General features: G+C 39.6%; 25 protein-coding genes. 16 read left to right on the top strand and 9 right to left on the bottom strand.

Annotated elements, in window-relative coordinates; all coding sequences use genetic code 11:
* Window positions 1–6: 6 nt before the first annotated feature.
* Together OC25_RS05825 and OC25_RS05820 are read right to left on the bottom strand one after the other, a co-directional pair.
* Window positions 7–1,191 (bottom strand): porin family protein, encoded by a 1,185-nt coding sequence (locus OC25_RS05825; protein WP_039472791.1) that lies wholly within the window; start codon window positions 1,189–1,191, stop codon window positions 7–9.
* Window positions 1,188–1,826, bottom strand: a complete 639-nt coding sequence (locus OC25_RS05820; RefSeq protein ID WP_082018520.1) for an RNA polymerase sigma factor — start codon at window positions 1,824–1,826, stop codon at window positions 1,188–1,190. Before OC25_RS05820 ends, OC25_RS05825 begins: the two co-directional genes overlap by 4 nt.
* A 173-nt stretch (window positions 1,827–1,999) precedes the next feature.
* Between OC25_RS05820 and OC25_RS05815 the strand changes: the two genes are divergently transcribed.
* Complete coding sequence (locus OC25_RS05815; protein ID WP_039472788.1) at window positions 2,000–2,872, top strand: hypothetical protein; 873 nt, start codon at window positions 2,000–2,002, stop codon at window positions 2,870–2,872.
* A 58-nt stretch (window positions 2,873–2,930) separates the two neighbouring features.
* Here the strand turns inward: OC25_RS05815 and OC25_RS05810 are convergent, their stop codons facing one another.
* Window positions 2,931–3,329: an HIT family protein gene (locus OC25_RS05810; protein WP_039472785.1), complete on the bottom strand. Its 399-nt coding sequence runs from the start codon at window positions 3,327–3,329 to the stop codon at window positions 2,931–2,933.
* A gap of 78 nt (window positions 3,330–3,407) precedes the next feature.
* The gene (gene greA, locus OC25_RS05805; protein WP_039472782.1) at window positions 3,408–3,881 is read right to left on the bottom strand and encodes a transcription elongation factor GreA; all 474 of its coding nucleotides are present in this window, start codon (window positions 3,879–3,881) and stop codon (window positions 3,408–3,410) included.
* 315 nt (window positions 3,882–4,196) lie between these two features.
* Between greA and OC25_RS05800 the strand changes: the two genes are divergently transcribed.
* Entirely contained in the window at window positions 4,197–6,077 is a 1,881-nt protein-coding gene (locus OC25_RS05800; protein ID WP_039472778.1) for a M1 family metallopeptidase, read from the top strand.
* Window positions 6,078–6,146: 69 nt separating this feature from the next.
* Here the strand turns inward: OC25_RS05800 and OC25_RS05795 are convergent, their stop codons facing one another.
* Entirely contained in the window at window positions 6,147–6,623 is a 477-nt protein-coding gene (locus OC25_RS05795) for an OsmC family protein (RefSeq protein WP_039472775.1), read from the bottom strand.
* A 138-nt stretch (window positions 6,624–6,761) separates the two neighbouring features.
* A complete protein-coding gene (locus tag OC25_RS05790) occupies window positions 6,762–7,688 on the bottom strand; it encodes an NAD(P)-dependent oxidoreductase (protein ID WP_039472773.1) in 927 nt (308 codons plus the stop codon).
* Between the two features lie 242 nt (window positions 7,689–7,930).
* Between OC25_RS05790 and OC25_RS05785 the strand changes: the two genes are divergently transcribed.
* From OC25_RS05785 to OC25_RS05770, 4 genes are read left to right on the top strand one after another with little or no spacing between them, the layout of a single operon-like run.
* Window positions 7,931–10,417, top strand: a complete 2,487-nt coding sequence (locus OC25_RS05785; protein WP_039472770.1) for a TonB-dependent receptor — start codon at window positions 7,931–7,933, stop codon at window positions 10,415–10,417.
* A 58-nt stretch (window positions 10,418–10,475) separates the two neighbouring features.
* On the top strand, window positions 10,476–12,902 hold the full coding sequence (locus OC25_RS05780) for a TonB-dependent receptor (protein ID WP_039472769.1): 2,427 nt from the start codon (window positions 10,476–10,478) through the stop codon (window positions 12,900–12,902).
* 27 nt (window positions 12,903–12,929) lie between these two features.
* Window positions 12,930–13,484, top strand: coding sequence for an NUDIX domain-containing protein (locus OC25_RS05775; protein WP_039472766.1), 555 nt, complete (start codon window positions 12,930–12,932; stop codon window positions 13,482–13,484).
* Between the two features lie 58 nt (window positions 13,485–13,542).
* Window positions 13,543–14,310, top strand: coding sequence for a lysophospholipid acyltransferase family protein (locus tag OC25_RS05770; protein WP_039472763.1), 768 nt, complete (start codon window positions 13,543–13,545; stop codon window positions 14,308–14,310).
* Between the two features lie 82 nt (window positions 14,311–14,392).
* On the opposite strand, the gene OC25_RS05765 is transcribed toward OC25_RS05770, so the two are convergent.
* Window positions 14,393–15,142, bottom strand: coding sequence for a LytR/AlgR family response regulator transcription factor (locus OC25_RS05765; RefSeq protein ID WP_039472761.1), 750 nt, complete (start codon window positions 15,140–15,142; stop codon window positions 14,393–14,395).
* 57 nt (window positions 15,143–15,199) lie between these two features.
* The gene (locus tag OC25_RS05760; protein WP_245221905.1) at window positions 15,200–16,153 is read right to left on the bottom strand and encodes a sensor histidine kinase; all 954 of its coding nucleotides are present in this window, start codon (window positions 16,151–16,153) and stop codon (window positions 15,200–15,202) included.
* Window positions 16,154–16,489: 336 nt separating this feature from the next.
* On the opposite strand from OC25_RS05760, the gene OC25_RS05755 reads away from it, so the two are divergent.
* From OC25_RS05755 to OC25_RS05740, 4 genes are all read left to right on the top strand, one after another.
* Window positions 16,490–16,747, top strand: a complete 258-nt coding sequence (locus OC25_RS05755) for a hypothetical protein (protein WP_039472754.1) — start codon at window positions 16,490–16,492, stop codon at window positions 16,745–16,747.
* 6 nt (window positions 16,748–16,753) lie between these two features.
* Window positions 16,754–17,662 (top strand): ABC transporter ATP-binding protein, encoded by a 909-nt coding sequence (locus OC25_RS05750; protein WP_039472752.1) that lies wholly within the window; start codon window positions 16,754–16,756, stop codon window positions 17,660–17,662.
* A 1-nt stretch (window position 17,663) separates the two neighbouring features.
* Window positions 17,664–18,461: an ABC transporter permease gene (locus OC25_RS05745; protein WP_039472749.1), complete on the top strand. Its 798-nt coding sequence runs from the start codon at window positions 17,664–17,666 to the stop codon at window positions 18,459–18,461.
* 269 nt (window positions 18,462–18,730) lie between these two features.
* Window positions 18,731–20,299, top strand: a complete 1,569-nt coding sequence (locus OC25_RS05740) for a M28 family metallopeptidase (RefSeq protein ID WP_039472746.1) — start codon at window positions 18,731–18,733, stop codon at window positions 20,297–20,299.
* Window positions 20,300–20,399: 100 nt separating this feature from the next.
* Here OC25_RS05740 and OC25_RS05735 read toward each other — a convergent pair whose 3' ends face one another.
* The gene (locus tag OC25_RS05735; protein ID WP_052265991.1) at window positions 20,400–20,630 is read right to left on the bottom strand and encodes a response regulator transcription factor; all 231 of its coding nucleotides are present in this window, start codon (window positions 20,628–20,630) and stop codon (window positions 20,400–20,402) included.
* Window positions 20,631–21,063: 433 nt separating this feature from the next.
* Here OC25_RS05735 and OC25_RS05730 point away from each other — a divergent pair, with 433 nt between their 5' ends.
* From OC25_RS05730 to OC25_RS05705, 6 genes are all read left to right on the top strand, one after another.
* Entirely contained in the window at window positions 21,064–21,540 is a 477-nt protein-coding gene (locus OC25_RS05730; RefSeq protein WP_039472743.1) for a hypothetical protein, read from the top strand.
* Window positions 21,541–21,543: 3 nt separating this feature from the next.
* Window positions 21,544–22,239 (top strand): hypothetical protein, encoded by a 696-nt coding sequence (locus OC25_RS05725; RefSeq protein ID WP_039472740.1) that lies wholly within the window; start codon window positions 21,544–21,546, stop codon window positions 22,237–22,239.
* Window positions 22,240–22,343: 104 nt separating this feature from the next.
* Complete coding sequence (locus OC25_RS05720) at window positions 22,344–22,997, top strand: sensor histidine kinase (RefSeq protein WP_167335365.1); 654 nt, start codon at window positions 22,344–22,346, stop codon at window positions 22,995–22,997.
* A 4-nt stretch (window positions 22,998–23,001) separates the two neighbouring features.
* The gene (locus OC25_RS05715; protein ID WP_039472735.1) at window positions 23,002–23,643 is read left to right on the top strand and encodes a response regulator transcription factor; all 642 of its coding nucleotides are present in this window, start codon (window positions 23,002–23,004) and stop codon (window positions 23,641–23,643) included.
* Window positions 23,644–23,833: 190 nt separating this feature from the next.
* The gene (locus OC25_RS05710) at window positions 23,834–24,211 is read left to right on the top strand and encodes a BlaI/MecI/CopY family transcriptional regulator (RefSeq protein ID WP_039472733.1); all 378 of its coding nucleotides are present in this window, start codon (window positions 23,834–23,836) and stop codon (window positions 24,209–24,211) included.
* Window positions 24,208–26,175, top strand: a complete 1,968-nt coding sequence (locus OC25_RS05705; protein WP_039472729.1) for a M56 family metallopeptidase — start codon at window positions 24,208–24,210, stop codon at window positions 26,173–26,175. Before OC25_RS05710 ends, OC25_RS05705 begins: the two co-directional genes overlap by 4 nt.
* Window positions 26,176–26,191 lie beyond the last annotated feature (16 nt).

Here is a 26,191-nt window from a genome sequence, read left to right as displayed (position 1 = left end):
ACAGGATTAATTTCCTTTTCCGAACAAATTCATATTTACCGAAACGGCCACGCCTGTTGACGACAGTCGCGAATTTCCGTAACCAATATCGGTTAGCGGAATTTTCATGAAAGGTTTGGCGCTGATACTTAAATTGTTATTTATTTTGTGTTGAAATTCGATACCTACGTTCGCAATACCTAAATAATGCTGGTTACGGCCCCTCACCTCATAATCCTGCGGTCCCTGGTAAACGCCATCGTAGCTATAACTGTATTTCTCTTTTAGCATGAGGTAACTCGAAAGCCCCGTGCTTACTGAAACGCTATTCCGGTTATTGCCAAAAACTTTATAATTAACATTTAACGGGATGTCGATTACATCGCAATTGGCGTGGATATTTGAAGGTATAATTTTAAAAACGTAACTGCTATTCGGTTTATATAAGCTAAAGTCCGAATCGTAAATTTTCTTAGCATAGGTGGCCCCGGTAGTAATACTAATTTTTTTGCTTAAAATATAGGTAGCCTCTACTCCCAAACCACCACTTAAACTACTCATACCCGATTTTTGCACACTGGTTAAATCGGGTGCAGCTAAAATACTCAATACCAACCGTGGTTTTTTATTCAAAACCCGTTGCTTAATCCGTTCAGGTTTACCTGTAGCTACAGAGGCAATCAGCTTTTGATCTTTAAAAGTTGCCGGATCAAATTCAGTATGGAGCCCAGGTTGATAAACCACATCAGCCAATAAATTTGCACGATCAGCATCCACCAAAACTAACTTTGGCGTATTTGTTCCGCTCAAAACATTTTTTCCGACAGGTTTCTGTACAAAAGGATTCCTGTTAGCTTTATTAGCCACTAACCCTGCCGGATCAGTATTTACTATCGGATCATTTGGTTTTAAATGTGTTTCTGTAACCTTAGTTGCATTATTTTCAGGATTAGCTTTGTTTTTATCGCCCGCACTGTTTTTCACCACATGATTAATACCAATTGGTCCTTCAGTTGGTTTTACCAATAAAAATACAATCAATACCATGGCAGCAATTGCCGCAGCAGCAAGCCAAACCACAGGTATTACCCTTCGTTTTGGTTTCGGATGCAATCTTTCCTCCAGATCATCCCAATCTAAATCATTAAAAGGCAGATCGGGGTTTTCCAGTCCGTCCTTAAACAATTTATCTATATCTTTTCCCTCTTTCATTGCATGTTTGTGTTTAACCTAACCTCTAAAAGGTTTCTGTCTACTTCCGAATTTCTTACCTGGTAAGTTTTCGCTTCGGTTGCTTTTAGCATTTCCTGTAATTTTTGCCTGGCTTTAAACAGGTTCGATTTTGATGTGCCGACAGATATTTCCAGCATTTCGGCAATTTCTTCATGGCTGTACCCATCTATGGCAAAAAGGTTAAAAACCGTGCGGTAAGCCGGACTTAAATGCTGTACCAGCGCCAGCAGATCATGATAGGCCAATTTATCGTATACAGAACTTACCTGCACAATGTTTTCGTGATCCTGAATATCAACATGATCGGCAAATTTTAAATTAGCACGGTAATAATCTATAGCGGTATTGGTTATGATCCGCCCAAGCCAGGGCATAAATGCTTTAGAAGTTTCGTATTTTGAAATATTTTTAAAAGCCTTAAAAAAGCCATCATTCAGTATCCCGGCAGCATCCAGCCGATCGTTAGTGTATCGCAAACAGATTCCCATAGCAAAGCTATAGAAATGTTTGTATAGTGCTTTCTGACTATCTCTATCATTTCTAATACAGCCCTGAATATGCTTTTGTATAGTATGTTCGGTATCGCTACTAGCGGTCACATGTTCTCCTTTCAAAACACATTACGGTAACCGATTACAAAAGGTTGCCTTTAAAATTTATTTTTTGAAATTATTTTTATTTCACTGGTTTTCGCAAAAAATGTTGTTTCCGGAAGCAACTATTTACAAAGCCGCGGCGTAATAGCAGCATATTATTTTATTAAAGTTAAAACTAAAAACGAAATCTTATGCTAATCTACTTAAAAAGAAACCTGTTGGCCGTAGCTTGTATGGCCCTGGTTATTACGGCCTGCAAAAAGAACAGTGCCGACGAACCCACTCCTGAACCTGTACCACAGAAAAAAGGGATCCAACTGGCAAGCACTACCACATTTGGAGCGGTATTAACAGATAAGGACGGAAAAACGCTTTACTTTTTTGCTTCTGATGTAGCGGGTACGCCAACCTGCAGTGGTGGCTGCGAAACAACCTGGCCAATATATTATTCGGCTGATGCCAGCACCGACCTCAACTTAAACAAAGCCGAAGTGGGCGAAGTAACCCGTGCCGATGGACGTAAGCAAAGTACTTACCGCGGCTATCCCTTGTATTATTATGCCAGCGATGCTGCCGCCGGAGAAATTAAAGGTGATGGTGTGGGTGGAATCTGGTTTGTGGCCAAGCCTGATTATTCGTTAATGATTGCCAATGCGCAACTGATCGGTGCTGACGGTAAAAGCTACACCAGCGCTTATGCAGAAGGAACTGGCAATACCAAATATTTTACCGATGCTTTTGGCAGAACACTTTATGCTTTTGCACCTGATAAAAATGGGGTTAACAACTACACAAAAGGTGCTACCCAGGAAGGAATCTGGCCGGTTTATCAAGCTGAAGTATTGATTGCACCTTCAGTTATTGCAAAAACAGATCTTGCTGTAATTACTGTTGCCTCAATTGGCAAAAAACAGCTTACTTATAAAGGCTGGCCATTGTATTATTATGTACCTGATGCAAAAAGGGGCGATAACAAAGGAATTACCGTTAAACCAGCTACTGCTGCAGTTGGTTCAGTTTGGCCGTATGTGTATACCACAACTACAGTTGCTCCGGCACCTTAAAATATTTGGGGTTAGGCGGGTAGAATGGTCGGCTGGCAAATTTGCAGCCGACCTTTTTTTATGCTTCGAGTAAAGCCTGCCTGATTTTCGCAGCAGCTTCTGCCAGTTCTTCAGTGGTAGGCTTTAGCTTTTCTTTGCTAAAGTTCATATCGCTCACATTGTTCATCGGGATTAAATGGATGTGTGCATGAGGCACCTCTAATCCAATTACCGAAACACCAACCTTTTTACAAGGGAAAGCAATTTTTACCCCTTTAGCTACAATTTTGGCAAACATCCAAAGCCCAACATAGTGATCTTCTTCCATATCGAAAATATAATCGACTTCGATTTTCGGAATTACCAGCACATGGCCGGCAGTTAATGGCGAAACATCTAAAAAGGCTAAATATTCAGCAGTTTCGGCTACAACATGTGCGCTGATTTCTCCTGCAACGATTTTTGAAAATATAGTCATTAAGGTAAAGGGTATAAAGGTTAGCGTTAAGCGTATGGCGCGAAGCGGTTTACCCATCTAGCGCCATACGCCATATACTTATCTCGAGATCTCGAGTACTTCGAATTGCATTTTACCTGCAGGTACTTCGATTTCGGCAAATTCGCCAACCGATTTACCCAGTAAGCCTTGCGCAATAGGCGATTTAACAGAAATTTTTCCTGTTTTTAAATCAGCTTCACTCTCGGCCACCAATTGATAAGTCATGGTTGCGCCGTTTTTAACATTTTTTATTTTAACGATAGATAATGCAAGCACTTTCGATAAATCTAATCTCGACTCATCAATTAAACGTGCATTGGCCAGCGTATTTTGTAATTTGGCTATTTTTGCTTCATGCAACCCTTGAGCCTCTTTAGCTGCATCGTATTCTGCATTCTCCGATAAATCACCTTTATCCCTTGCTTCTGCAATTGCTTTAGATATAAGCTGACGACCGGTTGTAGTTAGATAATGTACTTCTTCTTTCAATTTATCCAACCCCTCTTGGGTATAGTATGTTACCTCTGTCATTGCTCTTTTAATTTTTATTCAAACGCTATAAAAAACAAACAAGACTACATAGTTGGTTTGCTACATAGTCTTGCTTCAATTATAACGAAGATAAATTGTGGAAATTACAAAAGCAAATAAATTACCATGATTTTTCAGTTTACCCAGGTTTGAGTAAGATTATGGAATTAGCTTAAACATTATTTCAATCCTTCAAAACTTAAAAATCCAATCATTTTACCAATATGCGAAGCTCACCAAATCGTAACATTCAGCCATACACCCCTCCGAAATTCAATCATTAATTCTATTTTTAGCTTAAAATTATTCGTAAAAATGAAAAAGTTACTTTCTATAGCCCTGCTGATCGGCCTGGGCGGCTATGCAGCTTCTGCACAAGAGCTTTATATGCCACGGAATATTAAAGCGGCCTATACAAAGGGTACGCGCTCGGCAAGCGGAAAACCGGGGCCAAATTACTGGCAAAACCATGGTAAATATAACATGGATATTAAGGTAAATGCCGACACAAAGGTGGTTAGCGGCGAGGAGGAAATTTTGTACAGCAACAACAGCACCGATACCTTAAGAAACCTGGCTATTCGTTTTGTAAATAACCTACATAAGCCAACTTCGCCAAGAGGCGGTGCGGTAAGTGAAGATTTTTTAAGCTCTGGCTTAAACATTTCTGCTTTTTCGGTTGATGGCGAAACCTATAACGTAAACAGTAAAGATTGGGGAACTGTTGGTAATGTGAAATTAAAAAAGCCTTTATTGCCCAAATCAAAAATCACAGTTAAAATAACCTGGGATTATCCTCTATCGAAAGAAAGTGGCAGAGAAGGACAAATCGATCCCAATTCTTTTTTTGTAGCTTATAGTTATCCACGCATTTCGGTTTTCGACGATTATAATGGCTGGGATCGTATACCACATACCGACCGGGCCGAGTTTTACAACGACTTTAACGATTATGAATTCTCGATCAAAGCGCCTAAAAATTATGTAGTTTATGCTACAGGCGATTTCTTAAACCCTGATGAGGTATTACAACCCGAAATTTCGGCACGTTTAAAAAAATCGTATAACGGTGATGAGGTAATCCACATTGCAACCGAGCAGGAAATGAAAGACGGTAAGGTTACTGCACAAAAAGACTGGAATACCTGGAAATTTGCTGTACAACACATTACCGATGTTACTTTTGCCTTGAGTAACCATTACGTTTGGGATGGCGCCAGTGTAATTGTAGATAAAAAGACTAACCGCAGGGCCAGTGCACAAGCCGCTTATAACCCAACTACCGGTACCGATTTTGTAAATTCAGTTAAATACAACCTGAATGCTTTAGACTGGTTTTCGAACAACTGGCCAGGCATTCCTTATCCTTATGTAAAAACCATCGCTTTCCAGGGCTTTGCCGATATGGAATACCCGATGATGGTAAACGATTCGCAGTTTGGCGATCCGGTTTTTGCACAGCTGGTGCAAGATCATGAGGTGGCACATACTTATTTCCCGTTTTACATGGGTATTAACGAAACCCGTTATGCCTACATGGACGAAGGATGGGCAACTACTTTTGAATACCTGATTGGCATTGCCGAACATGGTAAAGAAGCAGCCGATAAATTTTACAAAAGCTTTAGAGTTGATAAATACATTAACGATAAATCAACAGAAGAAGATCAGCCGGTAATTTCAATGTCCGATCAGGTTTCGGGAGCTGGTTACGGCAATAACTCGTACGGTAAAGCTTCTTTATCTTACCTGGCACTGAAAGATATGCTGGGCGATGAATTATTTAAGAAAGCATTGCACACCTATATGAGCAACTGGAATGGTAAACACCCTATTCCGTGGGATTACTTTAATTCGATGAACGCAGGCTCAGGACAAAACCTGAACTGGTTTTTCCAAAACTGGTTCTTTACCAACAATTACCTCGACTTAGCCATTACTAAAGTGAGTTCTGCAGCTGGTAAAGCTACCGTAACGATTAAAAATGTGGGTGGTTTTGCTATTCCGTTTGATGTGGTAGTTACCTATACAGATGGAAAAACAGATACGATCCATAAAACGCCTGCCGTTTGGAAAGCAAACCAGAAAGAAATTAATGTAACCTTTAATGCAGGCAAAAAGATAAAATCAGTTTCGCTGGATAATGGCATTTATATGGATGCCACTCCTGCTGATAATGTTTGGGCAACCAAATAGTTGGTAATTCACAGTTTTCAGTTGGCAATTATCAATAACTGCCAACTGAAAATTGATAACTTATTACTGCTATGCGTTTTCTGCTTTGCAGCTTGCTTCGTGTTTTACTGGAAAATTGAGTGAATTGGCTATAAAACACATTTTATTGGCTTCTTTATGCAATGCTTCTGCCAGCTCGTAATGTGCCTTATCAGCAATTAAAACCTGCGGGTGCAACGTAACTTCCCTAAAACGTCCGCTTCCATCAGCCGATTCTTCCATGGTGCCTACCGCCTCATCTTTATAATCGATTACCACAATTTCATTTTTTGAACAAAGGTGTAAATACCACAACATGTGGCAGCTCGATATAGATGCCAGTAATAAATCTTCGGGATTATATTTAGATTTATCACCTAAAAAGGCTGAGTCTGAAGAACCCGAAATATCGGCTTTTCCTTTTACAGAAATAACATAATCGCGATCGTACGAGCGATAATCCATTGTACCAGAGCCTTTATTGCCCGTCCAGGTTACTGTAGTTGAATATAAGTGATCTTTCGGCATGATAAATTGAGTTAAATTTTCTAACTCAATTTAAACATTATGATTGAATTGAGGCAAAAAATATCAACTGTTTTTTACACGCAGCTAATTTATAATGCTTCAAACCTCGCAGGTTTTTGAAACCTGCGAGGTTATATACTAAAAATGAAGTACACTCAGCTTCTCTGCCAATACTTCAGATATTTTACGGTACGAATCGAATGTCCAGCCACCAACGTGCGGGGTTAAGATCACCTTATCGTTATTTTTAAGTTCATTATACCAGGGCTGTTCGCCCAGGGCTGGAAATTTTTCTGTTTGCAATACATCAAGCCCGGCACCTAATATTTTACCTGCTTTAATGGCGTTTAACACCGCATCAATTTTAACAATTTCGCCACGGGCAGTATTGATAAAGAAAATCGGTTTTTTAAAGTGAAAGAAATATTCATCATCCACCATCAGCTTGGTTTCGGCAGTTAGTGGAATGTGCAAACTCAATACATCACTGTGTTTTACAATTTCTTCCATGCTTACCTCGCGAGCAAAGGCATCGCTAAAACCGGTTTTATATTTATCGTAAGCCATTACATCAACCTCAAAACCAGCCAGTTTTTTAGCAAAGCTCTGTCCCATAAAACCATAGCCAATAATACCTACCTTTTTACCTTTCAGCTCGTAACCACGGTTCCCTTCCCGGTCCCAAAGGCCATTTCTGATTTCGATATCTGCCCTCCTGAAATTATTCATCAGCGAAAGCAACAAACCGGTAGCATGTTCGCCCACTGCATCGCAATTGCCTTCTGGTGCGTTAATCAGTTCAATATTTCTTTCAAAAGCAATCTTATCATCGATATTATCTAAACCCGCCCCAGCCCGGGCCACAAATTTTAAATGGGGTGCAGCGGCAAAAATTTCAGCATCAATCTTGAATTTAGTTCTTACGGCAATACCTGTATAATCTTTTATTTTCCCGAGTGTTTGTTGACGGGTAATTTGCGGTTCATCATCAACCTCATATCCCATAGCAATAGCCTGTTCTTTAAATGCAGGGTGCAAATCATCAACAATCAATATTTTTTTCATCTGTTATTTTATGCTCAATGTGATAAACAAAAGTAACATTTTGAAGATCGTTCAATTGTAATATTCCACCATTGTTTTCCACGAAAGGGAAAACTGCCAATTGCTAACTGTAAATCGATTTATAACCAACAAAAATATTACCATAAAATGGCTGTAATAAAATGGTTACGGCTCCTTAATTAAACTTCCTTGCCGTTACTTTGTCTCCCTTTATAAAAATACACGACAAAAACTAACTTTTAATGAGACTCTTACATTCGAGAACAATACCAATTATCTTATTGCTTTTAACCCTTGCTTTTAATCTTTTTGCCCAAACCGGCGGAAATGCAAAAATTACCGGCGTACTTAAAGACGCTAAAACACAAGAAACCATTCCATTTGCAACAGCAGTTTTAATTGATAAAGCGACAGGCAAAAATGCCAAAATTGCCCAAACAGATGTAAACGGAGCGTTTACGATGACCAATATTCCAAAAGGAAATTTCACTTTTAAAATCAGCTTTGTGGGCTACCAAACCATGGTTCGCGATAATGTGGCCATTACAGCCGCTACTGGTGCATTAAACTTTGGCGAAATTAAAATGAATGCTGCCAAGGGCAATGTGCTGAGCGAGGTTACCGTTACTGGTCAAAAAGCCGCTATGCAAATGGGAATTGACAAGAAAGTATTTTCAGTTGACCAGAGTCTGGTGAGTGAAGGTGGTTCGGCTGGTGATTTATTGCAAAATGTACCTTCAGTTTCTACCGATATGGACGGAAATGTGAGTTTACGCGGTTCGACAGGAGTTAAGGTTTTAATTGATGGTAAACCGTCTTTAATTGCCGGCGGAAATGTGGCGCAGATTTTAGCTTCTATTCCGGCAAGTTCGATTGAAAGCGTTGAAGTAATTACCAATCCATCGGCTAAATACGATGCAGAGGGCCAATCGGGTATCATTAACATTGTATTAAAGAAAAACACCAGGCTGGGCTTTAACGGTTCGGTTGCTGCAACAGCTGGTAACCGCGATAATTACAATGCAAACACCAATTTAAGCTTCCAAAATAGTAAAGTAAATATTTATGGTAATTACAGCTACCGTTACGGTAACCGTGTTGGTGGTGGTTTTCAGGATATCTTTTATAAACCAGACACACTTGTTACTAGATTTGCCAACCAGACTACCGTTTCAAAATCCTTAGATAAGGGCCATAATGCCAAAGCAGGTATCGATTATTATGTGGCTCCCAAAAGTGTAATCAGTTTATCGGGAGGTTTTAACTCAAGGACAAACGACCGTAACGAACTGCTTGATATCAGACAATTAAACCTTGCGCAAGCGCCGGTTTTATTGAGTACCAGAACCAATACTACTGATGGCTATGGCAACAGTTACGATGCCAACCTGGATTTTGTGCAGAAGTTTAAAAAACCAAAAGAAGAGCTAACCTTTAATTTTGGTTACTCGTATGGCACCAATAACAACGACCAGAATTACAGTACTACTACCACAAACCGTAATGGCACGCCCATTAACGAAACGTTAAGCTTACAACGTGTTTTTAATACCGGTAATAACACCAATTACAATATCCAAACCGATTATGCTTTGCCGGTTGGTAAAGCAGGTAAAATTGAAGTAGGTTACCGCAGCCAGATCCGCTTAGGTAATAACGATCAATATGCCGATTCGATCCCAACCAATACAGAGGTTTATGTGCGCAACAATAAACTAATTAACGGTTTTGATAGTAAAGACCAGGTGCATGCACTTTATTTTAACTATCAGAACCAGATTAAAGATTTTGGTTACCAGATTGGTTTAAGGGGCGAAGATGCACGTTTAGATACGCACCTTGAAGGTTACACCAATAATGTGCTAAGTACAAGTGTAGGTAATATCCATTACAAAAGAATTTATCCCAGCGTTTTCTTAACACAAAAACTGAAAGGCGAAAACCAGCTTCAGTTAAGCTATACCCGTCGTGTAAACCGTCCACGCCCGTGGGATACCAACCCGTTTTTAGATGTTTCTGATCCCTTAAACTACAGAGGCGGTAATCCGAACCTGATCCCGGAAGATGTACACTCATTTGAGCTGGGCTATAGCAAATACTGGAAGAAAGTAACTTTAACTTCTAGCTTATATTTCCGTCAAACCAACGATGTGATCCAAAGGGTAAGAAGCACGCCGGTTAATGGTATCATTACTTCAACCCCTCAAAACTTATCGCACCAGATTAATAGCGGGGTAGAATTAATTGGTCGTTTTGATCTGATCAAACCTTTAAATTTTACCACTAACGTTAACTTATACCAGGCTAAGTTTGCTGGCGATGCGAGATTTGATATCCCTTCGAGTAGCGGTTTTAGCTGGAATGCGAACCTTACCGCAAACTTAACTGTAGTTAAAAACCTGTCGTTGCAGCTGCGTGGCGATTACCGTGCCCCTGAAGTAATGGCTCAAGGTAAACGCAATGCAATGTACGGAGTAGACGGAGGTGCCAAATATGATTTCCCGAACAAAAAAGCTTCGTTAAGTTTCAATGTGCGGGATGTATTTAACACCAGAAGATGGAGCATGACTACAGAAGATAAAGCAACCATTGTTGATTTTGAACGTCAGTTTCAGGGAACTATGGGTAACTTAACCTTCTCTTATCGTTTTGGAAAAACAACCTTTACCGGTACTAAAAAACAAAAAAGAGAAGATCAGGATAACCGACCTGATGAAGGATCATTTTAATTTTATCAAAGGTGCTTAGTAAATTTGCTAAGCACCTTTTTTTTTAAATAATTAGCGCTTGAAAAAACCTTTACCTAAACTTGGTCTTATATTTTTTCTATTCTTCTACTCCTTCACAGCCTTTGCAGTCGAAAAAGGGGTAATTAGTGGAAAAGTGGTCGAAGAAGTTGGTGGCTTACCCATTCCATCTGCAGTAATATCGGTTTACCTCGATAACTCTGAACAGCCGGTAATTACCTCAGCCACTGATGAAGACGGCCGCTTTAGCATTAAAAACCTAAAATCAGGCAATTATAGCATTCGCGTAAGTTTTGTAGGTTACGCTCCCTTAAAAGTAAATGGCATCGCCCTAACCGAGAAAGATTACGATAAAAACCTGGGAGCGTTAAAACTAAGCTCCGAACAAAATGCGTTACAGGAAGTTACCATTACCGTACAAAAACCACCCATCGAATTTGGTGCCGATGGCGTTACCTATAACGTGGGCTCTACCTTGCTGGCCGAAGGCAGCACCGCCACCGATGTACTTAAAAATGTACCCATGGTACAGGTTGATATTGATGGTAATGCCACCATAGCTGGCAAAAGAAATACCCGGATTTTTATAGATGGTAAACCATCTGATTATATGACCTCGAACATTGCCGACCTGCTCAATGTACTTCCTTCAGATGCGATTGATAAAATAGAGGTACTAACCAACCCTCCTTCCAAATACAGCGGCGATGGTGAAGGCATCATTAATATTGTGATGAAAAAAGGGTTTAAAGTTGGCTTTAACGGTAATGTTGGCATTGCAGGTGGCTTGCAGGGCAACGGCAACACCAATGCAAATGCTTCTTATAGGGGTAAATCGTACGCGCTTAATGGCAGTGCCGCTTACCGTTACAATGTAAGCAAAGGCAATAGCCATAATTTCCGCGAGAATTTCTTTCCCGATACCACTTTCTATTACGATCAGTACGGAGGCTACAAAAACCATAATAACGGTGGCAATTTCAGGCTGGGTTTAGATTGGACCATTAGCCCCAAACAGAGTTTACGCCTGTCAACCAATTACAACCTCAACCATACCAATTCCAACTCTTCTACCGATCTGCATTATCTAAATGAAAATCATATAGAAAGCCGCTTGCGTAATCAGCTCAACACCGGCAACGGAAACAGCAACAATTTTGTTTTTAATACCGATTACGATTTACAAACCGACACCAGCGGCGGAAAAATATCATTAGGAATAAACTTCAATACCAATAAAAATATCGATTTCCGCAGCTACAGTACCACCTATGCCCAACCCAGCACATTAAACCCCAGCTTGCAGCAGAACAATAACCACACTGGCAACCGCGGATTGAATGTAACTTTGGATTACGAAAAGCCCATATTTAAAAAGCGCGACCGCATTGAAGCAGGCCTGGCCTTTAACTATAGAAAAAACGATAACGACCTGTTAATAGAGAATTTCAACTTTGCCACGCAGCAGTTTTTGCGGAACAACAAATTATCAAACCAATTTTTATACAACGAAAACATTGGTGCTGCTTATGCTTCGTATAATTACCGTAACGTAGGCTGGGGCGTAAAAACCGGTGTCAGAGCAGAGCTTACGGATGTAGCCTTCGATTTATCGACAGGAGAAAATTATAATGTAAAGCCCTATTTAAGTGTTTTCCCTAATCTCTCGCTAAATCGTTTTTACCGCAAACGCTATAATATTGGCGCTACCTACAGCATCCGCATTAATCGCCCGCGTGAAAATACATTAAACCCTCAGGTAAATAATGTAGATACACTGAATATCTCTTACGGAAATCCCAATTTATCGCCAGCTTACACTCACCAGTTCGATATTAATTTCGGTGCATTTGGGCAGAAATGGTCTTTTAACCCCAGATTATCGTATTCTACCAGTCAGGGCGTGATAGAACGTTACCGCACGGTTACCTTAATTCCGGGTTCGAACACTGCTCGATCTGAAAACACCTACGATAATGTGGGCACCAATCGTGCACTATCGCTCATTTTAATCGGTAATTACCGGCCAACTAATAAAATATCGGCCAACGGGAATTTTAGTATTATCCAAAGCAATTATAAATCGCAACTCAACAGCTCTTTAAACCGTGATGGGATCAGCTTCAGGGCTGCAGTTGGCTTATCAATGCAACTACCTTTCAAAACGGCTTTTGAGTCGAATCTAAATTATGCCAACAATGCCAATGCACAAGGCCGCAACAAAGGCTCTATGACTTCTAATTTCTCGGCAAGGAAAGTCTTTTTCGCTAACCGGTTAAACCTTCATGTAACCATCAACGATATTTTAGGCAACCGTACCAATACCTTTTTTAACGAAGGCCAGAATTTCAGGGTAGAGAATTATTCGACTAACAATACCCAAAATTTCACTTTCAGCCTGAATTACCGTTTTACCAAAATCAAGGTGAATAAAATTCCGCCACCACCACCGACAAAACCGCAATAAGCTAAAAGGATATCCCTATATTGCGGTATGGAAGAGATTAATCCCTGGAAAACGCTGCAAAGTGATGTAAAGTACGATAACAACTGGATTCGCGTAACCGAGCATCAGGTAATTAACCCCACTGGCGGAAAAGGCATTTATGGTGAGGTGCACTTTAAGAACCTGGCCATTGGGATCTTACCACTTGATGAGGATTACAACACCTGGCTGGTTGGTCAGTATCGTTACCCCATAAAAGCTTACAGCTGGGAAATTCCGGAAGGTGGTGGCCCCTTCCACGAAGCACCTTTAGAGAGCGCCAGGAGAGAATTACTGGAAGAAACCGGGATGAGCGCACAAAACTGGAAAGAAATTTTAAGGTTGCACCTCTCCAATTCGGTAAGCGATGAACTGGGCATTATTTATGTGGCTACCGGCCTGATTCAGGGTATTGCCATGCCCGAAGAAACAGAAGAACTGGTGCTTAAAAAATTACCTTTTGAAGCAGCTTACCAAATGGTGCTCAATGCCGAAATAACCGATTCGATAAGCGTTGCGGCAATTTTAAAAGCCAAAATAATGATGCAAAACGGCGAATTATAATGCTATAATCAAACCCGAATAATTTATTGTTATCTTTGCCATCCATTAAATCAACCAGATGAGCAAGCTTTTTGGCTATATTTTAAGCCCGATTTTCTATATCTTCTTCGGATTATTCCTTTGCATTTTCCATCCCATTCAATGGTTATGCTATAAACTATCCGGTTATAAAGCGCACAAGGTTTCTGTTGATGTGTTGAATTTCTTTTTAACCTATTGTCAGCTGTTTCTTTTTAATTCCATCAGCTTTAAAAACACCTACAATTTACCAACTGACAGGCCCATTATTTTTGCAGCAAACCACCAGAGCATGTATGATATCCCATCGCTAATCTGGTTTTTAAGAAAATACAGCGCAAAGTTTATCTCCAAAATTGAACTTGCCAAAGGTATTCCATCCATATCCATCAACCTGCGTTTAGGTGGCGGGGCCAATATTAACCGCAAAGACAATAAACAGGCTATATCAGAAATTATTAAACTTGGCCGCCGCATGAAAGAAAACAACTGGAGCACGGTAATCTTTCCTGAAGGTACACGGGCCAAAGATGGACAGGTAAAAACCTTTCAGTTTGGCGGTATTGCAACCATTTTAAAAGTGGTACCTAATGCGCTTGTTGTTCCGGTAGCAATCGAAAACTCGTGGAAAATTGTACGCTTTGGCATGTTCCCTTTAACCACAGGCAATGCTCTTAAATGGACAGTTTTAAGCTCGATAGAACCAGAAGGAAAAACAGCCAATGAAATTACTTTGGAAGCCGAAAATGCAATCAGAAAAGTTTTGGGGCAGGAGCTTGAGGAAAATAAAGTATCAGGTACTGCGTAGCAAGTATCAAGATTAGGAAGAGCCAAACGTTTAATTCCAGCTTTTACTTGCCGGCTCCGAACTTCAGACTAAAGATCCCGCACTAAATATTCTTATTCCCGATTACCCTGAAAAATTCGTCGCGGTAAGTATCGCCCACCGGAATAATTTTCTGGTTAATGGTGATGCGGCTGCGCTCAATGCTTTCAATTTTATCTACAGCAACAATATACGATTTGTGTACGCGGATAAACTGGCTTTGCGGCAAGGCCTCTTCCATTTTCTTCATGCTCTGCAGCGTAATTACACGCTCATCTTTGGTAAAAATAGAAATGTAATCTTTTAAGCCTTCAATGTACAAGATATCGTGGAGGTAAATTTTTTGGATCTTATGCTCCGTTTTAACAAAAATATAATCCTGTACAGGGTTTGGTGTACCCGAAAATGGCGCTGGAGTAACCAGTGGTTGCGCCACACTTGCCGGAGCCTCTACAGGCTTTACCTGATTATGTACCTTTTCTACCGCCTTATAAAAACGATCGAAAGCAATTGGCTTTAACAAATAATCAGAAACGTTCAGGTCGTAACTTTCCAGCGCGTACTGTGGATAGGCCGTAGTTAAAATATAATGGCATTTGTTGCCTGCAATCTTCAAAAACTGTATGCCCGTTAATTCAGGCATCTGAATATCCAAAAACACCAGATCAATCCCTCCGGCCTGCACAACCTGCAAGGCTTCAATGGGGTTTTCGCATCTTTTAACCAGGGTTAAAAAGGGTACTTTTGAGATATAATCCTGTAAAATATCAAGCGCTAAAGGCTCGTCATCAACAACAATACAGTTTAGGTTCATTTTAGATTTTAATTTTAATTCACGATTTAATATATCCGGCCAACAAGTAATTTGCCCTTATATATCAATCATCAGTTCGCAGGTGTAATGCGTAGCCGAATTTACAACATTTAATTTATATCTGTCGGGATAAACCAATTGTAAACGTCTTTCTACGTTGGTTAAACCTACTCCGCCCTGCGCATCCTTATTTAAATTGCTTTTTTTGTTAATTACACTAAAATGCAAAATCTTCTGGTTGGCAATAATATTTATTTTTACAGGCTCGGCCGGGTCATTCACCACACCGTGCTTAAAGGCATTTTCAACAAAAGAAATCAACATTAAGGGCACAATTTTCTGGTCGTCAATCTCGCCGTTCAACGTAAGCTCGATGAAAGCACCATCTTTAAACCTGATTTTTTGCAGTTCGATATAATTGGTTAAATAATCTACCTCTTTACTTAATGAAACTGTTGGGGTATTGCTTTCATAAATCATGTAGCGCATAATTTCCGAAAGCTTCATAATTGCATCGGCAGTTTTATCCGATTTCTGATAAGCCAGCGAGTAAATATTATTTAACGAATTGAACAGGAAATGTGGGTTTAACTGCGATTTCAAAAACTGGAGTTCCATTTCGCGGCGCTCGCTTTCTAAATTTCTTTGAATCCGTTCGCTGCCAAACCAATCAATAGTGAATTTAATGATACAACTTGCGACAAGAAAAAAGCCGATCGCAAAAACTCTATTTATAGCAAAAGCATTTACAGACATTTCACGCACTTCACCATCCATAGTGTAATGCAGCAATTCATCTGGATTTAATACTGCGATTACCGTTTTCACCAACGACATGATAACAATCAACAACAAAAAGGATATGATATATAACCAATATCTTTTCCGCTTTTTGATTAATGACGGTATCAGAAAAATATAATTGATGTAGAATACCGAAACATTAAGCATTCCAAAAACGCCATAGGAGAGAAAGTAATCTTTTAAAGTATGTGGCTCTTTATCTATCATGGATACACCAATTAAGAAAAGAAATATTACCCCCCAAAAGATAGAATGAAGTATTAAAGGTCCTTTGCTTTGTTTCATTAAAATATATTTTATCAGTATAAACTAAATTGATTGATATATGCGTGTTTAGTTTATGCATCCAAAGTAAATAAACTTTCAATTTAAACCGAACACAATCTACCAACGGGCATTTTTTTTCTACCAACGGCCCAATCGCCAAATTTTATCGACAAACGCCAAAAACGGCTGTTGATCTAGAATCTTGAACACTTGGTATAATACATTTTAGCAGCTTGTTTTTCTTGAGTTTCTTTGAATCATCAAAACGATAATAACATGAAAACTACATCAGCAATCAACTTAAACAACCAAGCAGTAACTGCTGATGTCAGCTTCACTGCCTCTCAAATAAAACAATCAATCATGAAAAAGTTAGCAAACACATCACCATTTTTATTTTTATTATTTCCAGTATTTATGATGATGATTTTAACCCTTACGGTTAGCACCAACAAAAGCGACGCTGAAATTGTTGTAAAACCTGCTAAAGCTTCTACTACAATTGTAAAACAAGTATCTGCTATTTTCAAATAGGAAATAATGGGTAATTACGCTATCGAAACTGTAGGCTTAAATTTCAACTTTGGCAATCAGGCCATTGTAAAAGATCTTTCGCTACAAGTACCCAAAGGCAGTATTTACGGTTTTTTAGGCCCTAACGGTGCTGGTAAAACCACTACCATTAAAATATTGCTCAACCTGTTAAAATCACCATCCGATCAGGTATTTATTTTCGGTAAGGAGATTAACAACAACCGCATAGCCATTTTAAAACGCGTGGGCGCCCTGGTAGAGCAGCCCGCTATTTATGGCCACCTAAGCGGTAAAGAAAATTTAATTAACCGATGCATTTTACTCGGTATAAAAAAGAGTAAGGCCAGCGAAATGCTGGCTCTTGTTGGTTTAACCGATGCGGCAGATAAAAAATCAGCCAAATATTCACTGGGTATGAAACAGCGTTTAGGCATTGCCCTTGCACTCGTTTCCGATCCCGAATTACTTTTGCTCGATGAACCCACCAACGGTCTCGATCCGAACGGCATTATCGAAGTGCGCAACCTCATGATAGAACTTGCCGTAAAACACCATAAAACTATTCTCGTTTCGAGCCATTTGCTGGCCGAAATAGAAAGAACCGCAACACATGTTGGCATTATCAACAAAGGGCAGTTGTTGTTTCAGGGCACTATCGATGAACTGCATCAACTCAGCAAACCCATGCTCGAAATTGAAGTAGACGATACTGAAAAGGCAGCTGCATTAATCTTAGAATCGGGTTACGAAATTACAGGCCAAACCGATAAAAAGATCACCATCCCATTTACCTCTGCGCAGGAAAGTGCTACTTTAAATGCATTATTGGTGCAAAATGGGTTTAAGGTTAGCAGCTTATATCAGCAGCGCAAAGATCTCGAAAATTTATTCCTCGATATTACCAAAACCAATTAATATGCGCTCACTATACATCTCGTTAGTATCCGAATTTTATAAATCGAAGAAAACCCTCGCATTTTGGGCTGCTATATTATTACCGCTAATCATATGCGGGCTCATTACTTTTGGTTTTTACACCAGCTCCGAAAAGATTTTAAACTTTCATTACCCGCCAATAGTGCTTTGGGCACAATATAGCGGGGCAGCTTTAAATGTAATGGGTTTATTAGTCATGCCTTTTTATGTGATATTTATGGCCTTTTCGGTAAACAACATCGAACATAAAAACGACACCTGGAAAACCCTGTTTGCGCAACCTTTAAACAAACTTTCCATCTATGCAGCGAAATACCTGTACGCAGTAGGCTTAATATTTATCTCCTTGTTTTTATTTGCCTCACTTACCTATGGTTTTGGGCATCTACTTCAGGTTTTGGTACCCCAATACAACTTTAATCAATATAACCCGCTAAGCATTTTAACCAACGCTTATACCAAACTATTCTTATCATCGCTGGGTATTCTATCCCTGCAATTTATCCTCAGTTTGGTGTGGGCCGATTTTCTTAAGCCCATGGGCATAGGTTTTGTAGGTACCATTATGGGTATCATTACCGCCAATGTAGGTTGGAAATATGCCTATTTAATTCCCTACTGCCTGCCAACCCTGTCATTAAGGGTAACTAAGGTAAAAAAGGGTGTTAACCCGATGGATTTTCCTGTTTTTACACAAGAAATATGGACCAGCTTAATTTATGCGCTCATTCTTTTTATTGTGGGTTATTTTATCGTGAGCAGAAAGAGCATTAAATAACAATTCGAAAAGCAATTTCAGCATTTCATTTTAACGCCTCTCCTGCTTTACATTACAAGTCCGTACCCGGCCAAACCGGGATTGCGGGCTTTTCATTTCATCCGATAGCTATCGGATCAGGTTTATTTTACTTCCGTTCGGTTAAAAAAACACCTTTCCATGCAAAAACGCCATATAAAAACAGCCTCCGTGTAAAAATCTCATTGTAAAACGATTTGAAGGGCTTTTAAACGTATTTTTAAGTTAAAATCACCTAACAAATTATTCTCATGATCAAAAGATTTACCATTACCGCACTGGCTCTTGCCTTGTGCTTCCCGGCTTTTGCACAAGATACCCCCGATGCAGCCATAGTTCAAAAAATAAGGAAAGAAGGACTCGAAAATTCGAAAGCAATGGACATTGCCTTTAACCTGACCGATGTAAGCGGTCCGCGGTTATCCAACTCCCCCGGTTTAAAAAAGGCACAGGATTGGGCAGTAAAACAATTAACCGACTGGGGGCTCAAAAACGCGCACCTCGAAGCCTGGGGAACTTTCGGTAAGGGCTGGCAAATCGATAAATATTATGCAGCTACCACACTCCCTTTTTACCATGCCATTATTGCTTCGCCAAAAGCCTGGACTCCCGGCACAAACGGCCCAATCAAATCAGAAGTAATTTTAATTAAAGCCGATAGCGTTGCCGATTTAGCCAAATACAAAGGTAAACTGGCCGGCAAAATCATCATGATGGATCAGGGAGCCCCCCTAACCAGTGGTACAAAAGCAGATTTTGCTCGCTATGCCGATTCTACCCTGGCACAAATGGCTGCTGCAAAACCTCAGGCTGCAGGTACAAGACAACGCCCAACAGGTGGCCCTATGGCAGATAGAATGGCACAAATGATGAAAATGCGCGAAGTAAGAGCCGCTATGAACGCCATGTTTGTTGACGAAAAAGTTGGCCTCATTTTAACTTATGCCCGCGGCGGACAAGGTACCTTTTTTACCAGTAATGGCGCTTCTTATGCTTTAGATGCCAAACCCGTATCGCCAGAACTGGAAGTTGCAGCAGAAGATTTCTTACACATTTTACGTCTGTTACGCGCAGGCAAAAAGGTAGAAGTAGAAGCTGATATTAAAACTTCTTTCTACGATCAGGATCCTCAAGGTTACAATGTAATTGCCGAAATACCTGGTACCGATAAAAAATTAAAAGATGAGGTGGTCATGATTGGCGGCCACTTCGATTCGTGGCATGCCGCTACCGGTGCTACCGATAATGCTGCCGGCTCTACCGTAATGATGGAAGCCATGCGCATTTTAAAAGCTATAGATTTTAAACCTAAACGTACCATCCGCATTGCCTTGTGGAGTTCAGAAGAGCAGGGTTTATTTGGCTCCAGAGGCTACGTGGCCAAACACTTCGGCGATCCGAAAACCATGGTATTAACGCCCGATCAGAAGAAAATCTCGGCCTATTACAACCTCGATAACGGAACCGGGAAAATACGCGGGGTTTATTTACAGGGCAATGCAGCCGCCGGCCCCATTTTTCAAAGCTGGTTAACTCCATTTAACGATTTGGGCGCTACTACCATTACTATAAACAATACCGGCGGTACCGATCACCAGGCTTTCGATGCAGTGGGCATCCCTGGTTTCCAGTTTATCCAGGATCCTGCCGATTACAATACCAGAACACACCACAGCAATATGGATACTTACGACAGGCTGGTAGAAGACGATTTAAAACAAGCCGCTACCATTATAGCATCTTTTGTTTACAACACCTCACAACGCGAGGCACAAATACCAAGAAAAGAACTACCTGCGCCGCAGCCAGCAAGACCATAAGCGCAAAAAATAATCAAAAACAAAAGCCTGCCGATTTGACTTTAGCGATCAAATTGCAGGCTTTATTATTTATTGAGAGGTTGTTATATCTTTTTAGTCCTTAAAGGGATAATATTCTTTCTTTAAATGCCCATACAATCAACTGGTACGAATTTCTTAAATCGAGTTTTCTTACCATATTTCTGCGGTGGGTATTAACCGTATGCTCGCTGATAAAAAGCATTTCGCCAATTTCCTTACTGTTGTAACCCATTGATAACAGATGTACTATTTCAACTTCTCTTTCGCTTATTCCGCTATGATTTTCCTGAAGCAGGATGTTATTTATCATTTTTAAAAGAATTAAAGGTTTAATCAAATTATGGTTTACAACTTGCTAAATAAATGGACAGTTTCTCCAAAACAGACCCATTTTTAAACGGGTATAAAAACAGCATTTTGAGGATTCACGACTTTAGTATCTGGTAACGGCAATTTATTTGGTCATCATTGTAATACCAAAAGTAGTGGTAGTCGATAATTGAGCGATTGTGCAAAACGCCTTTATTAATAGGGTATTTTTACGGTATTAAACATGCGAAATATGCTATACAGGAATAACCTAACCGAATCGCCATTTATATCAATTGGTAGTGCCTAAGGCAAAAACATAGCAAACTTTAGAATTGTAGTAGTATTTATACTGTTTTTAACATTTTAATCAATCGCAAAGCTGCGCATGTCATCAATTGTTTATATTTGAAAATATTAAACCAACAGATTTTATGATTAAACGCACAGGAACTAAAGACGGCACAGATAACACTGTTCCGGTAGAAATTGCCCAACAAATGACTGCAGCATTCCGCAAAAGTCAGAATGCAGAAAATGGCACTTACACCAAAGCAGCCTGGTTTCCAGCAGCTCAAATGACATCATTAATTAAAAAAATGGCCGAACTGGGCGGCGATGGTATCAGAATCTATTTTGGCCGGTATACCAGCGATATTATAAGCCAAATCAACAAACTTGAATATGGCGATAAAATTCCAGACAGCTACGTTGATATGAATACGGTATTACTGGTAATTACTAAAAATATTGATGGTAAACCAGGAACAGATTACTTTGTAGAAAAAGGATATACTTATAAATCACATGATGGCAAGTTATGCGATACCCCACCAACCGACCCTGAAAACAGGAGCGACTTATGCCCCACATTTTGCGATGAAAAAAGTCCATTATCGGGACCAGAATAAAATATGATAGCAAAAATTGCTGGAGAACTAGATTTTTATCAGGTATTAAAACTGTGTACCCCACGATTTAATACTTATCCCTATTATTTCAGTCTGGCCTTTAGTCTGTACTTTTTATATCGGGATAAGACCAGGTTTTGGAGAATTACCAACCTTTACCTGTTTCTGGTGGTGTTAACTCAAATCATAGCAAGGTATTCTGCCAAAGTGTATCATACCAATATAGGTGTATATAATGTATATATCATATTGGAAATATCTTATATCACCTATGCATTTTATGTTTTTCTCAGTCAGTACATTAAAATAAAAAACTGGCTGATTGGCATTTATTTTGGCACGATGATAACTTATGCTATGTTTACTTATTTATATGGTTTGAATGTGTACAATGCCTTTACCATAAGTTTAGCATCGGTAATTTTTGTTATTTATGGCTTAATGTATTTTTATCTGTTAATAAAAGATGAAAATTACATCGATTTAAGCAATCATCCTGCGTTTTGGTGGGTTGGCGGAACTCTGATTTTTTATTTCGGGAGTACTTTAGCCAATTTCTTTGATGACCTTGTGCAACATGTTTACTTAGGGAAATTTAACGCAAGGGTTATCATTTACACAACACTTAACATTTTTCTCTACGCCTTTTGGGCCTATTCATTTGTATGCAGAGCTCGACAACGGAAGTTATCTCATTAATATTATTGGCATCATTAGTATTTCTTTTGATGCCAATATTTTTATTGCTTTATATCAGATCGTATAATAAGCATAAAAAAAATCATTTTCTTGAAAAGCAGAACATGCAGCAGAAATTCGAAGCCGAAATGCTGCAGGCCCGTGTTGAAGTGCAAGACCAAACGATGCAGAGCATTGCTACTGAATTGCATGATAATGTGGGTCAGCTGCTCAGCCTCACTACGCTTACACTCAACTCGGTAAATTTATCCGACGAGGTTAAGGCCAAAAAGAAAATAGAAAATTCGCTCGAACTGGTTAATAAATCAATTAAAGAACTAAGAGAACTGGCTAAACTTTTACATGGCGAACAACTGGTAGAAAACGGACTTGGTCATGCCATTGATCAGGAGATTAGCTGGCTGAGTAAAAGCGGTGCTTATGAGCTTCAGGTTAACAATACCTTATCAGAATCAGATTACACCTCGCCTGATAAAGACTTGATTATCCTGCGTTTGCTCCAGGAAATCATCAACAACATGATTAAGCATGCACAGGCCACCCAGATCCAGATCGACGCCTATCTTGCAACAAACGTGCTGTATTTAAAGGTGAAAGAAAACGGCGTGGGTTTTAACCCCGACGAAATTAAAGCCCGTAAATCAGGCATGGGCCTGAATTCTATTTATAAAAGAATTGAGATGATCAATGGAAAATTAATATTAAATTCGGCACCGGGAAAAGGTACTTCCATTTCAATAGAGATCCCCTATCCTTAATAATATGCAACACCCTAATATCGCTATCGCTATCGTTGATGACCATACCCTTTTCCGCTCTGGGCTGGCCAGTTTATTGGAAGAATTTGATGAAATAGAAGTAAAGTTTGAGGCCATAAACGGAATCGACCTGCAATCTAAAATCAATAACCATCCAGATGTTCAGCTGGTATTAATGGATATTAACATGCCGGTTATGGATGGTTTTGCCGCTACTAAATGGGTTAAAACCAATTTCCCGAATGTGCATGTACTTGCACTGAGCATGCTCGAAGATGAAAAAGCCATTATAGGGATGCTTAAAGCCGGGGCCGGTGGCTATATGCTTAAAGAATCTACACCATCCGATTTATTTACAGCAATTAAAGTAATTGTAGAAAAAGGCTTTTTCGTAAACGAACTGGTATCGGGCAGGCTTCTGGTTGCACTGAAAGATACCGATGCAAAGCCCGTATTTTCGGCGCGGGAGCTTACCTTCCTGCAGCACTGCAGCACCGAACTTACTTACAAGGAAATTGCCGACATTATGAATGTGAGCCCGCGCACTGTTGACAACTACCGCGAATCGCTTTTTGCCAAGCTCAACATCAAATCGCGCACCGGGCTGGTAGTGTACGGTATAAAAAACAACCTCATTACCATTTAGCCCAGCAAAAAAACAAAGCAAAAACACTCATTAACAACACATTAACACTCCCTCGTTCGATCTGCAAACCGAATCGGTTACCTCTTTATTTTTTTTAAATAATTATCAAATAAAATTTGGATAACTAACCAATTAGTTTTAACTTTAGTTTAAGCAAATTATTTTGCCTGTCCTTATTATTATTACCATGATGGAAATTAAAGATTTAACTAAAGCCGAAGAGCAGATTATGCAGGTTTTATGGCAACTGGAAAAAGCATTCGTCAAAGAAGTAATTGATGAACTGCCCCTACCTAAGCCGGCTTACAACACCGTTTCAACCATTATCAGAATCCTCGAAACCAAAGGATTTATTGGTCATGAAGCATTCGGGAAAGCACATCAGTACTACCCTTTAGTAAGCAGAGAAGAGTATAAGCGCCATGCAACAGAAAAACTGTTGGGCAATTACTTCGAAAATTCAGTAGAAAGTATGTTCTCTTTCTTTGTTAAAGAAGAAAAACTGGATTTAAGTGATGTTGATGAGATTTTAAAAATGATCAATAACATTAAACACAAGCCAAAATGAGTTTTGCCCACTACCTATTGCAGGTAAACTTATACTTGGTTGTTTTTTACGGTGTTTATAAATTACTGCTGGATAAGGAAACCTATTTTACGTTAAACCGTATTTATCTGGTATCTGCCGGCGTGCTTTCGCTATGTATTCCATTTATTCGTTTAGAATGGCTTACCGAACATAAAGCCGCCCGGCAAGTTTATACAACAGTTAACTGGGAGGCCGTATTACAACAAGCCACAGTAGTAACAGAGCGCAACAATGGCCTCAATTGGGCCAATGCATTTGTATATATCTATTGTGCAGGTATCCTGTTTTTCTTAGGTAGATTGGTTTTTAACTTACTGGCAGTAAAAAAGATGCTGGTACCCGGAAAGGCCGGAATGGCTTTTTCTTTCTTCGGCAAAAAAATTATCGACCAGAATTTGCCTCAAATGGATGTAATTGATATCCACGAGCAGGCACACATCAAGCAATGGCATACCGTTGATATTTTATTTTTTGAAATTTTAGGGATCATTACGTGGCTAAACCCTGTGATATACCTTTATAAAAAAACGATTAAAAATATACACGAGTTTTTGGCAGACGAGCTGGCAGCAGCATACCAGGGCGATAAAGCCGAGTATGCGATGCTGCTGCTCAGCAAATCTTTCGGCATTTCGCCAAATGCTTTAACCAACAATTTTTTAGATAAATCATTAATCAAAAAAAGAATTTTCATGCTTCATAAAGAGCGGTCTAAGAAGATTGCCATTATGAAGTATGGAATCTTTATCCCGCTGTTTGCACTGCTTATTGTATTCTCTTCGGCTACGGTACGTAAAAACGAGAAATTAATCTCTATTACCGATCGCATTCCATTAGAGAAGCCAATAGAAATGGTACAGCAAATGGTTAATACAACAACAACCGAGGCGCCAGCCGTACACAAAATTTCTGTTGAAGGCAAGGCCGATGCGAACTGGAATGGTTTTTACCTGTTTTTATCACAAAACATTAAATATCCGGCATTTGCCAACAGCTACGAAGTGCAGGGTAATACGCAGATAAAATTCAGCATAAAAAATGGCAAACTCGTAAATATAACTCCAAATGTAGAGTTGGGTGCAGGTTGCGACGAGGAAGTAATGAAATCCATCCTTTCGTACAAAGATTTTAAAAAGGTAGCTGATGGTAAATACGCGCTCACCGTAAGCTTTAAAATGCCCGAATCTTCAGAAGAGTTCAAAAATAAAGCCTTGCCTAAAAACACCGGTTATACTAGCCTGAACAAAATTAGTGTTGTCTCCTATTTACCCATTCAAACAGCGCCAAACCTGATTCCCGAACCCGACCAGGATAAAAACATTTATGATTTTGTTTCAATAGAAAAACAACCGGAGTTTCCGGGTGGGATAGCCAAGTTTTATAAATATTTAAGTGGAGCTATAAAATATCCGCAACTGGCACAGGAAAGAAATGTACAGGGTAAAGTATTTTTATCTTTTGTAGTAGAAAAAAGCGGTCTCTTAAGTGATGTCAAGATAACCAGAGGCCTGGGCAGTGGCACCGATGAGGAAGCACTAAGGGTTATAAAAGAATCGCCAAAATGGAACCCGGGGATTCAGAATGGTTTGCCTGTACGGGTAAGATACAACATTAATGTTAATTTTACGCTGAACGATAATGAACCAAAAACAGCTAAAAACCAGTCAATCATTAAGCTTCGTAACGATATTAAATTTAACGGCTTAGTCATTTTAGATGGCGTAAAACTTGCTGAGAATACGCCTTTGAGTACGATAAATCCGAATAATATCGAATCGATCGAGGTATTGAAAGATCAGGCAGCTACCGATCTCTACGGCTCAGCAGCAAAAGGTGGCGCAATACTCATTACCAGCAAAGGATCAAAAAACAATACTTTCAGAAAACCGGAAATAAAGGAACTCAACATCGACAAAAACGCGCCACTTTTCGATTTTAAATAAAAAATGCTAACCAGAA

It is taken from the genome of Pedobacter kyungheensis (genome assembly GCF_000812965.1).
Lineage (GTDB): Bacteria > Bacteroidota > Bacteroidia > Sphingobacteriales > Sphingobacteriaceae > Pedobacter > Pedobacter kyungheensis.
The sequence above is the reverse complement of the archived record's forward strand: the minus strand, read 5'-3'. Positions and strand labels throughout refer to the sequence as shown.